This is a genomic window from Streptomyces sp. NPDC096193 (assembly GCF_040302905.1).
Taxonomy (GTDB): Bacteria; Actinomycetota; Actinomycetes; order Streptomycetales; family Streptomycetaceae; genus Streptomyces.
The window spans coordinates 76304-89610 of the sequence record NZ_JBEOSJ010000009.1 but is presented as its reverse complement, the minus strand read 5'-3'; the positions used below and the strand labels follow the sequence as shown (position 1 = coordinate 89610).

Below are 13307 nucleotides of genomic sequence, written 5' to 3'. Positions count from 1 at the left end.
CATGCTCTGACCAGCCCGGACAAACCTGCAAAGCGAGTTACGCGGGTTCGATTCCCGCCACGGCCTCTGGCTGCCTGACCAGACAATGAAAAGGGCGGCACCCCTTCGGGAGTGCCGCCCTTCCACCTCGTACTCCCCGTTTTGAGGGCCTTGGCAACTGAACGGGGTTCTTGCCGAGATGCCCTCGCCGTACGGCTTCATTGAGCGCGGTACGGAAGGTGCGATGCATTTGGTGAACGGTCCCGGGCTTGCCGCCTTTGGCCTGCATGTTCGCGTAGAACACCCGCACGGACATTCCCGTCACCGACATGTTGTCCCTAGCGGAAGCGAGGCCAGCTCGCGTCATCCACCTTCGGTGCGGACTTCGGAAGGTTGGTGTCATTGGTGCAACCCGCCTGGCCGGCGACCTTGTGGGCGACTTCGAGGACCATGCCGAGGCCTACCTCGCGGGCCTGCTTCGCGGTGAGGTGAGCGGAGTACATGGGGTAGGCGAGGACATCCACCTTCACGTACCTGTCGTTCCGGATGTGCTCCGCAGCGTCTTTGCTCTGGCCCACGTCGCACCGGAAGTAGAGCCGGTTCGTCGGCCCCAGGTAGTAGGCGTGCACCCCCGGCGTCGAACGTCTGTGCCTTGTCACCCTCGCGGGCGCCTGCGGCCTCGAAGTCGTTCGCCTTGGGCGGTTCGCTGTTCCAGCCGAGGTTCACGGTGAGCACGGGCCTCACGCCGTCGTCACCCTGGGCCGAGTAAGCACAGAAGCTCGGCCAGTGGTCCTTGATCACCCTGTACGGCGACTTCTCGACGAACAACTGCTTGCCCGGACCGAGCCACACCCCCAGGCCCAAAGCCGCGACCGCCGTCACTCCGACGAGAGCGATCCTGCCCCGCACGACTTGGCTGTCACCGCACACTCCTTACGCAACAACGGCCCTCGCGTGCCTAGTGGAACCGAGGCCAGTTCGCGTCGGCGATCTGCGGCGCGGACTTCGGAAGATTGGTGTCGTTGGTGCAACCGGCCTGGGCCGCGACCTTGTGGGCAACCTCCAGGACCATGCCGAGACCGACTTCGCGGGCCTGCTTCGCGCTCAGGTGGGCGGAAGGCATGGGGCTGGCCGTGACGTTCACCTTCACGTACTTGTCGTTCCGCGGGTGGTCCGCAGCGTCCTTAGGCAGATCCGCATCGCACTGGAAGTAGAGCCGGTTCGTGGCCCCAGGTAGTAGGCGTGCACCCCGGCGTCGAAAGTCTTCGCCTTGTCGCCCTCGAGAGCGCCGGCCGCCTCGAAATCGTCCGCCCTGGGGGGTTCGCTGTCCCAACCGAGGCTCACGGCGAGCACGGGCTCCACACCGTCGTCGCCCTGGGCCTTGTAAGCGCAGAAGCTCAGTTCGTGGTCATTGATCACCCTGTACGGCGACTTCTCGAGGAACAACTGCTTGCCCGGCCCGAGTAGCTTCTGCATCGACCCCTGGCTCGGCGTCCCGTCCCAACACGGCTCAGCCGGCGCACTCAACGGCTTGGCCTCGCTCTCGCCGCCGGCCGCCCACAGCCACTTCCCAGGCCCGCGGCCGCGACCACCAACACTGCCGCGAGGGACAGGACTTTGCCCCGCGTGGACACACTCGTCACCGACATGCTCGCCTACTCCGGAGGGTTGCGCTGGTAGAAGTCTTTCGCGTTTCGCAGCAGGTGCTCATCGTGATCAAAGCCATCATCCGCCTCACCGGCCACGTTCCTGCGCAGATCGGTCTCGTCGACGCCGGCCGGAATGCCCGCCACGGACAAGCCGTTGCGCGCCTGCTCCACGGCGTTTTCCCGGGCGGCGAACGACGCTTGGCCGGCCTTGTCCGCTGTCTCGGCGGCGGTGTTGCGCTCCGCTCCCTCGACGACCTCGCCCACCACCATCTCGGTGACGCCGTTGATGATCTCCCCCGCCACGGGGACCCGGTCGGTGGCAAGACCGACCGTCGAGCCGAAAACCGAGTTGAACATGTCGGCACGCTTCTGCAGCTGCTCGTTGTAGTCCTTGTCGCTCAACTGCCCACCGGTGACGATCTCGTCGTGCCGTGCGTCGCCCAGGATTCCTTCGATGGTGCCGGTGCCGTAGGCGATGTTCTGCAGGTTCTCGGCCGGCGTGCCGGAGAACCTGTCCGGGTGCTTCACGACGTCGTTCATCAACGTCGCCGAAACGGCTTCACGCACGTGCAAGAGCAATCGGCCGTGCCCCGAGGGCCGGCCCTCAGCCCTGCGGAACCGCCACCGCCGCTTGCGGCCTGATCGGGAGCCTGTTGATCGGTCTGCCCGTCGCCGCCCGCACCGCCGCCGCCACCGCCGCCGGGGAGGTCACCACCGGGACCGCGCTGGCCGGTTTGGCGCCGAACGGAGCCACCACGTCCCGTTCCTCGACCAGCTTCACGATCCGGATGTCCGGCGCGTCCAGTGAGGTCGGGAGCGCGTAGCCCGTGAGGTCCGGGTGGCGCACCAGGCCGCGGGCCGTGCGGAGGTTCTCGGTGAGGGCCGTGCCGACGCCCTGGGTGACGCCCGCCTCGATGCGGCTGGCGAGCTGTGCCGGGTTGAGGATGCGGCCCACGTCCTGGGCCACCGCCATTTCGACCACGCGGATCGAGCCGAGCTCGATGTCCACGTCGACCACCGCGCGCACCGCGCAGAACGCCATGCCCACGAACGCGTCGCCCTGACCCGAGCCGTCGAGCGGTTCCGTCGGGTGCGGGCGGCACTGGGCCGTCGCCCACAGTTCCTTGCCGTCCATCGCTTCCGTGACAGTCGTGGACAGCACTCCGTCGTACGACGTGATCTTGCCGTCGGTGATCTGGAGCAGCTCGGTGGACATGCCGAACTTGTGGGCCAGCGGCTGAAGCAGCTGGGTGCGGACCATCTTCGCGGCCCGCTCCACCGCGCCGCCCGAGACCCAGGTGTGGCGGCCGTGGGCCGCCGCGCCGGCCGGAGGCTGGTCCGTGTCGACCGAGGCCACGTGGACCTCCTCGATGCCGAGCGTCTCCTGGACGATCTGGCGGGCGAGCGTGGAGAAGCCCTGGCCCGTCTCGACGGCCGCGCAGATGACGGTGGCGACCCCGTCGTGCACCTTGACCGTCGCGGTGGAGACCTCGTCCGTGCCCTCGGCACCGAGCATGTGGACCATGCCCAGCGCGAAGCCGACGCCCCGGCGGACGGCGCCCGGTTCGCCGGCGCCCTCCGGTCCGCCGGGCAGGAGCCAGTCGTCCTCCGGCGAGTCCTTGGGCAGTGAGGGCAGCGGGAAGTCCCGTACGGCCTGGAGCAGTTCGGCCACCGGGGCCGGGCAGGTGACGGTCTGGCCGGTGGGGAGGATGTCGCCGGTCGCGAGGACGTTGCGCAGCCGGACCTCGGTCGGGTCGAGTCCCAGTTTCGCGGACAGCTTGTCCATCTGGGCCTCGTAGGCCGCGCACACCTGCATGGCACCCTCGCCGCGCACATGGCCGGAGGGCGGGTTGTTCGTACGGACGGCCCAGCCCTCGATGAAGGCGTGCGGGACGACGTAGGGGCCGCAGGCGAACGCGACGGCCGCGGCGAGGGATTCGGAGGAGGCGTCGGCGTACGCGCCGGCGTCCAGGAGCAGTTGCGCCTCGACCTTCACCAAGCGGCCCTCGGTGTCCGCGTGGTGGCGGTAGCGCAGCAGGGTCGGGTGGCGGTGGGCGTGGCCGAGGAAGGACTCCTCGCGGGTGGCCGTCAGCTTGACCGGGCAGCCGGTCTTCAGCGCGAGCAGGCCGAGCGGGAGCTGGAAGCCGGGGTCCTCGCGGTCGCCGGTGGCGCCGGGGACGCCCGTCACGACGACCTTCACCCGCTCGGCGTCGAGGCCGAAGCACGCGGCGGCCAGATCGCGGTCGGTGTGCGGGTCGGTGGAGGCGACGTACAGCTCGACACCGCCGTCGGGGCGCGGGACGGCGAGACCGGCCTCCGCGCCGATGGGCGCGGGGTCCTGGCGGCCGATCCGGTACAGGCCCTCGACGACGATGTCGCCCGCGATGTCCGGATCGCCGTAGCGCAGCGGGATGTGCCGGATCAGGTTGCCGTCGGGGTGCAACGGCTCGGCGGCGAAAGCCTTCTCGGGGTCGGTGACCGGTTCGAGCACCTCGTACTCGACGGCGATGGCGGCTGCCGCGAGACGGGCCGTGTCGGGGTGGTCGGCGGCCACGGCCGCCAGCGCCTCGCCGTGGTGGCGGACGATCTCGGAGGCGAAGACGGGGCGGTCGGCGATGCGCCTGCCGTACGCGGTGTCGCCCGGAATGTCCTCGTGCGTCACCACGGCGCGTACGCCCGGCATCTCCTGCGCCGCGGAGGTGTCGATCGACACGATCCGGGCGTGCGGGTGCGGGGAGCGCAGGATGGCCGCCCACAGCAGGCCCTCGGCCCACAGGTCGGAGGCGTACGGGAAGGTGCCCTCGGTCTTGGCCCGGGCGTCGGCGGGGGGCAGGGAGGCACCGAGGCCGTGGGTCGGCTGGTCGGGGCGGGGGGTACCGGCCGTCTGGGGCGTCGCGGTGGTGGCCGCGTCACTGGTCACGCCATGCCTCCGTCGTGCGGGTGGGGCTGCACACTACCGGCACCGGGCGGCGCCTGGTGCGGAATGCGCGCTTCCTCGCTCGCCTCGGCAGCGGCCGCCGCGCTCGCCCCGCGCTCGGCGACGACCTCCTTCACGGCGTCGAGCACGCCGCGATAGCCCGAGCAGCGGCAGAGGTTGCCGCAGAGGGCCTGGCGGGTCTCGAGCTCCGAGGGGGCGTGGTTGCCCTCCAGGAGGTCGTGCACGGTCATCGCGATACCGGGGATACAGAAGCCGCACTGGACGGCGCCACAGGCGGCGAGGGCGCGCTGCACGTCGGACGGTTCGCCGTCGCCGGCGAGGCCTTCGACGGTGCGGACCTCGGATCCGGCGGCGGTCGCGGCCGGGACCAGGCAGGAGGCGACGAGACGGCCGTCGACCTGGACGTTGCAGGCGCCGCACTCACCCTGGGAGCAGCCGTCCTTGGCGCCGGCGAGGCCGAGGCGCTCGCGCAGCACATAGAGCAGCGACTCGCCGATCCAGGCGTCCGTGACGGGCCGGTCGGCCCCGTTGACGCGCAGGACGTAGGAGGTGGGCGGGTGCTCCTCCGTGCCCGTCGAGGACAGGGCTGCCCCCGACGCTGCCGCGGACTCGGGGGACGAGGCGAACTCGGCGGGCTCGGCGGAGTCGCTCTCGGGAACGGACGTCTCAGGAACGGAGGTCTCGGGAGCGGACGTCTCGGCGGCCGCGAAGGGCTCCGGGGCGTACGCGTCCCGCGACGGCTCCCCCGGGCTCTCCTCCTCGTGCCGCTCGGCCGAGGCGTGCTCGACCGGGGCATCCTCCGTCAGCGGCGGCTCAGCGGCTTCGGGCTCCGGCGTGCGCTCGTCGTCCGCGGCACTCCCGCCGGCGGGCGCCGTGGCCCAGGGCGCGGGCGCGCCGCCGGGCAGGGTCGCCGGTGCCTCGCTCGCCCACGGGGCGGACGCGCTGCCCGGCAGGGTCGCCGGTGCGGTGCCCCACTGGGACTGCAGCAGGGAGGCGGCGAACTCGCCCGACTCCTCCGGCAGATCGCCCTGGGCGACGGGGATGGTCCACTGGCCGGTCACGTCGGAGGCGGGCGCGGGCTCGCCCTCGGTGAAGCTCCACTGGCCGGTGACGTGCGCGTCCGCGGAGTACCGGTCCGTGTACTGCTCACCGTGGCCGGCGGACCCGCCGGGCTCGGGCCACTGCACGGTGTCGGGCTCGCCCGTGGGCTGCTGGACGTGCCAGCCCTCCGGCACCGACGGGTCGGACACCGGCGTCAACGGCATGATCATCGGCGGTACGTAGCCGTGCCCGGGTGCCGCGAGCGGCGCGCCGTCCTGCGAGCCCTCGGGAGGCAGTTGGAAGAAGCCGGTCGCCTCGGCGTCGTACTCGCCCTGCGGTGTCGGCTCCCAGCCACCGTGTTCCGGCGCCCGCCCCTGCGGATTCTCTTCGTTGCTCACGACAGCGCCCTCCCCAGTGCACGTCGGGCCAGCGCGGCGACGGTGCGCCGCAGATGCAGTACGGCGGGCGGCAGCACGGGCTGCTCCTCGCCCGGCGCGGCCGGGGCCGGGTCGGGGATGCACGCCGCCGCGACGTACTCCCCGAAGGCCGCCAGCGCCTCGCCCGCGAGTCCGCGCTCGCCGTCCCAGTCGATCAGTGACGCAATCCAGCGCTCGGCCTCCAGCGGCCGCAGCGGCATCGGCGCGATCGCGCCGACCGCGCAGCGCACCCCGCGCCGTACCGGGTCGAGGACGACCGCGACGGACGCGGTGGCGCGGCCGGGGCCGGTGCGGCCCGTGGCCTTCACGAAGACCTGCGGGGCGTGCAGGAGGGGAACGCGGACGAAGCCGATGAGTTCGGCCGGTGCGAGCATCTCGCGGCCCGCCAGCAGATGGGACACCGGGATCTCCCGGCGGCTGCCGCCGGGTCCCGCGATGACGAGGTCGGCCTCCAGGGCGGCCAGGACGGGCAGGGTGTCGCCGGTCGGGGCCGCGGTGGCGATGTTGCCGCCCAGGGTGCCCGCGTTGCGGATCTGGGGCGGGCCGGCGGCGCGCGCGGACGCGGCGAGTGCGGGGATGAGGGCGGCGAAGTCGGGGCGTCCCATGCGGGCGTGGGTGAGGCCGGCGCCGAGCAGGGCGTGTCCGTCCAGGTAGCGCCAGCCGCGGATCTCGCTGATGCGGCCGAGGCCGACGAGTCCGGCGGGACGCAGCTGGCCCCGGTTGACGGCGGCCATGAGGTCGGTGCCACCGGCGACCGGCACGGCGGCGGGCATGTCGGTCAGCGCCGCCACGGCCTCGTCGAGCGAAGCCGGCAGCGTCACCGACTGCGATGTCTGCGGTGCGTGCGTGGTCACCCAGCTGCCCCTTCCCGGTGTCCGGCTGTCCCGCCCGTGCTGGCCGTACCGTACGTGCTCACAGCCCGGACGTGGCAACTCTGGCACATCTTCCGAGCCGACCGACGAACGGGTCCGCGAAGGGTGCATCCGTACCGGATGCACCCTTCGCTCGGTGTTCGACCGATTTGGAACGCCATCGGAATCACAGGCGGATTGCCACTCTTCGGTGACCGTTGCGGGTATTCCTCACGGCCCTTCCACCGTGACAGGATGCGCGGCCCCGAGCACCGGGCTCGCGCCGGGCTCACACGTTTGGGGGCGCACCCTCGATCGGGCGTCCGAGGCTGCCCGTCATTCCTTCGGGGAGAGGGCGCTTCTGCCACGGCAACGGGCCACCGGGCGGCCGGTAGTCGACGCCGAGGGCGTCAAGGCGGCGGTAGTGCGCGGTCATTCGCCGCTCGAAGTCCGCGAAGTCCCGGTCGGCGGAGGCGGGCAGCGCCGACCAGGCGACCTCGGCGAAGGCAGCTAGCCGCGGGAAGACCTGGTAGTCGACGCGGGCCCGGTTCTGCATCACCTCGGTCCAGACGTTGGCCTGGGTGCCCATGATGTGCGCGGCCGCCTCCGGGGACAGGCCCGGCGGAACGGGCTCGAAGCGGTAGACGTCCTCCAGGGTGCGGACGTAGCCGATGGGCATGGGCTCGTCGGGGCCGCCGTCCTGCCGGTGGTCCAGATACACCTGCTGCTCGGGGCACATCACGACGTCGTGGCCGGCCTCCGCCGCCGCGATGCCGCCCGCGTAGCCGCGCCACGAGGAGACGGCGGCGCCGGGTGCGAGACCGCCCTCCAGGATCTCGTCCCAGCCGATCAGCCGGCGGCCGCGGGCGGCCAGCCAGGTGTCGAAGTGCCGGATGAACCAGGACTGGAGCTCGTCCTCGTCGGCGAGGCCCAGCTCCGCGATACGGGCCTGGGCGGCCGGGGAGGCCTTCCACTGGTCCTTGAGGCACTCGTCGCCGCCGATGTGGATGAACGTGGAGGGGAAGAGCGCGAGGACCTCCTCCAGCACGCCCTCGTAGAAGCGCAGGGTGCCGTCGGTGGGGGCGAGGACGTTCGGGTTGATGCCCCAGGTGTCCCAGACCGCCAGGGGCTTGCCGTCGGGAGAGGCCGCGACGTCGGTGTTGCCCAGTTCCGGGTACGCGGCGATGGCGGCCTGCGAGTGGCCGGGGATGTCGATCTCGGGGACGACGGTGATGTGCCGGTCGGCGGCGTACGCGACGATCTCGCGGATGTCGTCCTGGGTGTAGTAACCGCCGTGCGGGGTCTCGTCCCAGAGGTCGGAGGCCCGGTGGCCGTATTTGGTGCGGGTGCGCCAGGAGCCGACGTCGGTGAGACGGGGGTGGCGCTCGATGTGGATGCGCCAGCCCTGGTCGTCGGTGAGGTGGAAGTGGAAGACGTTCAGCTTGTGGGCGGCGAGCAGGTCGAGTTGGCGCAGCACGTCGGTCTTCGGCAGGAAGTGCCGTGAGACGTCGAGCATCATGCCGCGCCAGGCGAACCGGGGACGGTCCGTGACGGCGATGCGCGGCAGGTCCCAGGTGCGGCCGGCGGGCGGCAGCGGCGCGGCGCGGAAGGCGTCGGGACCGAGCAGTTGACGCAGGGTCTGCGCGCCCCAGAAGACACCTGCGGGGCTGCCGCCCTCCACGACGACCGCGGCACCGGTGGCGGAGCCGTCGGTGCACAGCCGGTAGCCCTCGGGCCCCAGTTCCCGTTCCACGTCGGGGCTGATGCGCAGGGCGATGCCGTGCGGGTCCGCGCCGTCGGGGAAGGCGAGCCCGGTGGCGGCGCCGAGCACGGCGCGCAGCCACCGGGCGGTGCTCTCGGTCCCGGCCTCGGCGTCGAGGCGGGTGTGCGCGCCGAGCAGCAGCCGGCCGTTCCCGGGCCGGGCGGAGACCTCCGGTGCCGCCCCGGGGGCCTCGACGAGCACGGGCCGGGGGATCAGGGACGCGTCATCCATGACGGCAGCCTCTCAGGGTGGGAGCGGGGTGGGACAGGGCGGACGCGTCAGTCCTTCACGGCGCCGCCCAGGCCGGACACCAGGCGCCGTTGCACCAGGACGAAGAAGACCAGGACGGGCACGGTCATCACCGTGGAGCCGGCCATGATGCCGCCCCAGTCGTTCTCGTCCGGCTTGAAGAACACCAGCAGCGCCATCGGCAGTGTCGACTGCGAGGTGTCGCTGATGATGAAGGACTTGGCGAACAGGAAGTCGTTCCAGGTGGAGATGAACGAGAAGACGCTCGTCGCCACAAGTCCGGGGAAGACCAGCGGGAACAGGATCTGCCACAGGAAGCGTGTCCGGCTCGCGCCGTCGATGTACGCGGCCTCCTCCAGCGCCTCCGGTACCGCCTTCACGAAGCCCCGCAGCATCCAGATCGCAAACGGCAGCGACAACGCGATGTGCGGCAGGATCAGCGAGCCCAGGGTGTTGAGCTGGCCGAAGTCCCGCATGAGGAAGAACAGCGGGATGGTCAGCGCCTCGATCGGCACCATCTGCGCCACGAGGAACATGATCAGCAGGGTCGTCCGGAACCGGAAACGGAACCGTGTGACGGCGGTCGCCGCGAGGAAGGCGATCAGCGCGGACGCGATGACCACCACCCCGGCGACGAACAGGCTGTTGAGGAAATAGCGGCCGAATTCCTGCTGTTCGAAGACGCGGCGGAAGGAGTCGAGCGACGGTGAAAGCGTCCAGGGACGCGGGTCGGTGGACTGGATCTCGCCCGCCGGTTTGAACGCGGAGAGCACCATCCAGTACAGCGGGAAGGCCACGATCACCGCGATGACGAGCGCGGACGCCTCGGCCGCGAGCCTCCAGGGACGGCGGATACCGGGCCGGCTCACAGTTCTTCTCCCTGGCGGCGCAGAAGGCGCAGATAGACGAGGGTGACGGCCAGCAGAATCAGCAGCATGACGATGCCGATCGCGGAGCCCACGCTGTACTGCGAGGACGCGAAGGCCTTTTGATAGGCGTACACATTGAGCACGAGATTCTGGCCGGCGATGCCACCGCCGTTCGTCATCACGTAGATCTGCGTGAAGACCTTGAAGTCCCAGATGATCGACTGAATGGTGACGACGACCAGAATGGGCCGCAGCATCGGCGCCATGACGGAGCGCCAGATACGCCACTGCGAGGCGCCGTCCAGGGAGGCGGCCTCCAGCACCTCGGAGGGGATCGACCGGATGCCCGCGTAGACCGTGACCATCACGAACGGGAACGAGCACCAGACCACTTCGAAGAGCACGAGGGCGAACGCGCTGTAGCGCTCGTAGGTCCAGGAGTGGTCGCCGAGACCGAGGATGCGGTTGACCGGACCGAAGTCGGGGTCGAAGAGGAAGACCCAGACGGTGGAGCCGGTGATGGCGGGGGTGGCCCAGGCGCCGAGCGCGGCCATCATCAGCGCGAGTCGTGGCACCGCCCGGATGCGTGTCAGCAGCACGGCGAGCGTGCAGCCGACGGCGAGGGTGGCGACGACACAGGCGGCCGCGAAGACGACGGTGGCGAGCAGGACCTCCCAGAACTGGCTGTCGGCGAAGAGCGTGCGGTAGTTGCCGAAGCCCTGGAAGGTGGTCGGTTCGCCGCCGCTGACCTGTGCCTGGGTGTATTCGAGGAACGAGATCAGGCCGAGCTGGTAGATCGGGTAGACGAGCAGTCCGGCGAGGACGACCAGGGCGGGCGCGAGATAGAGCCAGGGGGTCCAGCGTCCGTCGCGCCGTTTCGTGCGGCGGCGTCCGGCCGGAGCCGGCGCGGTCCTGACGGGGACCGCGGCCGGCCCGGCGGCTGTCGCTTGGTGCGTCATGGCGGTCAGCCCGCGGCGGAGAACGCCGTGTCCATCTTCTCGGCGGCGTCGTCCGCCGCCGCGGCCACGTCCTTCTTGCCGCTGACGATCTCCTGGAACATCGTCGGCAGGACGAGCGAGGAGTCGATCTGCCCCCATCCGGGCGAGGCGGGCACGAACTTGGCGCCCGAGGCGAGCGTCTCGACGAACGGGGCGACGAACGGCTCCTTCTTCGCCACCTCGGAGCGCACGTCGGTGTACGTCGGCAGGAAGCCCATCGCCGCGAACAGCTTGCGCTGCGTCTCCTTGCCCGCGAGCTCCTTCATGAGGTCCACCGCGAGCGTGCGGTGCGAACTGCTCTTCAGGACACCGACGTTGTTGCCGCCGGCGAAGGCGGGCGCCGTCTCCCCGGCCTTCAGCCCCGGCAGCGGTACGACGGCGTACTTGCCCTTCACCGAGCCCGCCTCCACGGCCTGGTGGCTGAAGTCGCCGCCTATCGCCATGGCCGCCTTGCTGGACGCGAAGGCGGTGACGGTGGCGTTGCCGCCCATGGAGGCGCACTTGGCGGCCGGGCAGTTGTCGTCGCCGAACAGCGAGGTGTAGGCCGTGATGCCCTTCTGTGCGGCCGGGCTGTTGATGGCGGACTTGTAGGTACCGCCGTCCTGCTTCGCCAGCTCACCGCCGTTGGCCCAGATGAAGGGCATCGCCCCGTAGGTGTACGCGCCGCCGACCGCGATCCCGTACAGGTCGGGCTTCTCGGCGCGGATCTTCTTGGCGGTGGAGATCAGCTCGTCCTGCGTCTTCGGGGGCTTCAGGCCCAGTTCACCGAAGACGTCGGTGCGGTAGTACAGGGCCCGTACGCCGACGAAGAAGGGCGCGCCGTAGATCTTGCCGTCGACGGTGACCGATTGGGTGGCCGTCGGGTCGGTGGACTTCGCGTCCTCCCAGTCGGCGAACTCCTTGCTGATGTCCTCGAGTCCGCCGTCCTTGACGTAGCCGGCCGTGTCGGTGTTGCCGTACTCGATCAGGTCCGGGGCGCTTTTCGGGTCGTTGAAGGCCGCCTTGATCCGCTGGGCGCGGGTCTCGACGGGGATGTACTCGATCTCGACCCTGCTGTCCTTGTGCTTGCCGGTGAAGGCGGCGACGGCCTCGTCGACGACCTTCTCCTTGGGCTTGTTGTTGACCTCCTGGAACAGCCAGACCCGCAGGGTCCCCTTCTTCTCGTCCTTGTCGGCACTGCTGTCGGAGGTCTGCGGGGCACAGGCGGTGGCGGTGAGGCCCGCCAGGACAAGTGCCGCGACGGGTGCGGCGATTCGGGCGCTGAGCTTCATGGGTGATCCCCTACGGGTCATCGTTGCAACATACGCAACCAACGTTTCGTGCTGCACAACACGCAGGAGGCTAGAGCCGCTCAAACACGGGGACAAGAGGTCTCAACCACCTTGTGACCGCCCGGTGCACTCCGTGCAACGCGAACGGCCCCCGCGGCGCGCACACATGCGCGCCACAGGGGCCGTACCGGTTCGGGGTTCCGGCCGCCGGGACCCGGTGGGTCCGCGGCCGGGGGCTACTTCTTGTCCTTGCCGCCCTTGTCCTTGTCGCCACCCGGGCCCATGGACTCGTAGATCTCCTTGCACATCGGGCAGACCGGGTACTTCTTGGGGTCGCGCCCCGGCACCCAGACCTTCCCGCACAGCGCCACGACGGGAGTGCCGTCGAGGGCACTCGCCATGATCTTGTCCTTCTGGACGTAGTGGGCGAAGCGCTCGTGGTCGCCGTCGCCGCTCGACACCTGCGGCGTCGGTTCTACGAGGGTTCCCGTCCCAGTCCCGCGCTCGGGCTCAAGAGTGCTCATGAGCTCCAAGGGTACTCACACCCGCGACCCCCCTGCGCCCGAGGGAGTGAGCGCTCGTGCAGGGCGTCGCGAACCGGACGAGAGTTCGCGGACACGACCCGGGTCCCGGCCCGCAGTCAACCGGACGTCAGTTCAGCGAGGGGTCGTCCGGATACGTCGCGAACATCGCCAGTTCGTTGCGCTGTCTGCGCAGCACCGCCCGCCACAGCGCCTCCGGCCGGGGCGACGACACATCACCGGGCTCGGACTCCACGACGTACCAGGCGCCCTCGCCGAGCTCGTCCTCCAGCTGGCCCGGCCCCCACCCCGCGTAACCGGCGAAGATGCGCAGCGAACCGAGCGCCGCGCCGAGCAGTTCCGGTGGTGTCTCCAGGTCGACCAGACCGATCGCGCCGTACACCCGGCGCCAGCCGAGCGGTCCCTCGTCGCCCGGGATCACCGCCACTCCGAGCGCCGAGTCCAGGGAGACCGGGCCTCCCTGGAAGACCACACCCGGCTCGCCGGCCAGCCCGGCCCAGGGCTCCAGGATGTCGCCGACATCGACGGGCGTCGGCCGGTTCAGGACCACGCCGAGCGAGCCCTCGTCGTCGTGGTCGAGCAACAGGACCACCGCCCGGTCGAAGTTGGGGTCGGCGAGGGCGGGTGTGGCGACGAGCAGCCGCCCTGTGAGCGAGGACACCTCGGTCATGCGAGACATGATCCCGCATCTTGGCCCCGCGCGGGGCCCGAGCGAGGACAG

The 13307-nt window shown here is 70.7% G+C and carries 13 protein-coding genes and 1 pseudogene; all 14 read right to left on the bottom strand.

The features are described from left to right. Positions 1 to 120: 120 nt before the first annotated feature. Positions 121 to 289: pseudogene (locus tag ABTX78_RS15740) on the bottom strand (site-specific integrase); the annotation flags it as partial. Positions 290 to 317: 28 nt separating this feature from the next. Beyond that, the gene (locus tag ABTX78_RS15735; protein WP_352207351.1) at positions 318 to 638 is read right to left on the bottom strand and encodes a hypothetical protein; all 321 of its coding nucleotides are present in this window, start codon (positions 636 to 638) and stop codon (positions 318 to 320) included. Between the two features lie 299 nt (positions 639 to 937). Beyond that, entirely contained in the window at positions 938 to 1102 is a 165-nt protein-coding gene (locus tag ABTX78_RS15730; protein WP_352207350.1) for a hypothetical protein, read from the bottom strand. Between the two features lie 23 nt (positions 1103 to 1125). Continuing rightward, a complete protein-coding gene (locus ABTX78_RS15725) occupies positions 1126 to 1455 on the bottom strand; it encodes a hypothetical protein (RefSeq protein WP_352207349.1) in 330 nt (109 codons plus the stop codon). A 179-nt stretch (positions 1456 to 1634) separates the two neighbouring features. Continuing rightward, positions 1635 to 2195: a hypothetical protein gene (locus tag ABTX78_RS15720; RefSeq protein ID WP_352207348.1), complete on the bottom strand. Its 561-nt coding sequence runs from the start codon at positions 2193 to 2195 to the stop codon at positions 1635 to 1637. 37 nt (positions 2196 to 2232) lie between these two features. Further along, positions 2233 to 4548 carry a xanthine dehydrogenase family protein molybdopterin-binding subunit gene (locus tag ABTX78_RS15715; RefSeq protein WP_352207347.1) on the bottom strand — a complete coding sequence of 772 codons (2316 nt, stop codon included), beginning with the start codon at positions 4546 to 4548 and terminating at the stop codon, positions 2233 to 2235. Continuing rightward, positions 4545 to 6005, bottom strand: coding sequence for a 2Fe-2S iron-sulfur cluster-binding protein (locus tag ABTX78_RS15710; protein ID WP_352207346.1), 1461 nt, complete (start codon positions 6003 to 6005; stop codon positions 4545 to 4547). The genes ABTX78_RS15715 and ABTX78_RS15710 overlap by 4 nt, the downstream gene beginning before the upstream one ends. Then, positions 6002 to 6898: an FAD binding domain-containing protein gene (locus tag ABTX78_RS15705; protein ID WP_352207345.1), complete on the bottom strand. Its 897-nt coding sequence runs from the start codon at positions 6896 to 6898 to the stop codon at positions 6002 to 6004. Before ABTX78_RS15705 ends, ABTX78_RS15710 begins: the two co-directional genes overlap by 4 nt. A 286-nt stretch (positions 6899 to 7184) precedes the next feature. Continuing rightward, entirely contained in the window at positions 7185 to 8888 is a 1704-nt protein-coding gene (locus tag ABTX78_RS15700; protein WP_352207344.1) for a beta-N-acetylhexosaminidase, read from the bottom strand. 47 nt (positions 8889 to 8935) lie between these two features. Next, positions 8936 to 9775, bottom strand: a complete 840-nt coding sequence (locus ABTX78_RS15695; RefSeq protein ID WP_352207343.1) for a carbohydrate ABC transporter permease — start codon at positions 9773 to 9775, stop codon at positions 8936 to 8938. Then, positions 9772 to 10734, bottom strand: a complete 963-nt coding sequence (locus ABTX78_RS15690; RefSeq protein ID WP_352207342.1) for a carbohydrate ABC transporter permease — start codon at positions 10732 to 10734, stop codon at positions 9772 to 9774. The genes ABTX78_RS15695 and ABTX78_RS15690 overlap by 4 nt, the downstream gene beginning before the upstream one ends. A gap of 5 nt (positions 10735 to 10739) precedes the next feature. Continuing rightward, positions 10740 to 12044, bottom strand: a complete 1305-nt coding sequence (locus ABTX78_RS15685; protein ID WP_352207341.1) for an extracellular solute-binding protein — start codon at positions 12042 to 12044, stop codon at positions 10740 to 10742. A gap of 236 nt (positions 12045 to 12280) precedes the next feature. Next, on the bottom strand, positions 12281 to 12568 hold the full coding sequence (locus tag ABTX78_RS15680) for a DUF3039 domain-containing protein (RefSeq protein WP_313946063.1): 288 nt from the start codon (positions 12566 to 12568) through the stop codon (positions 12281 to 12283). A 127-nt stretch (positions 12569 to 12695) separates the two neighbouring features. Further along, a complete protein-coding gene (locus tag ABTX78_RS15675; RefSeq protein WP_352207340.1) occupies positions 12696 to 13256 on the bottom strand; it encodes a YqgE/AlgH family protein in 561 nt (186 codons plus the stop codon). Positions 13257 to 13307 lie beyond the last annotated feature (51 nt).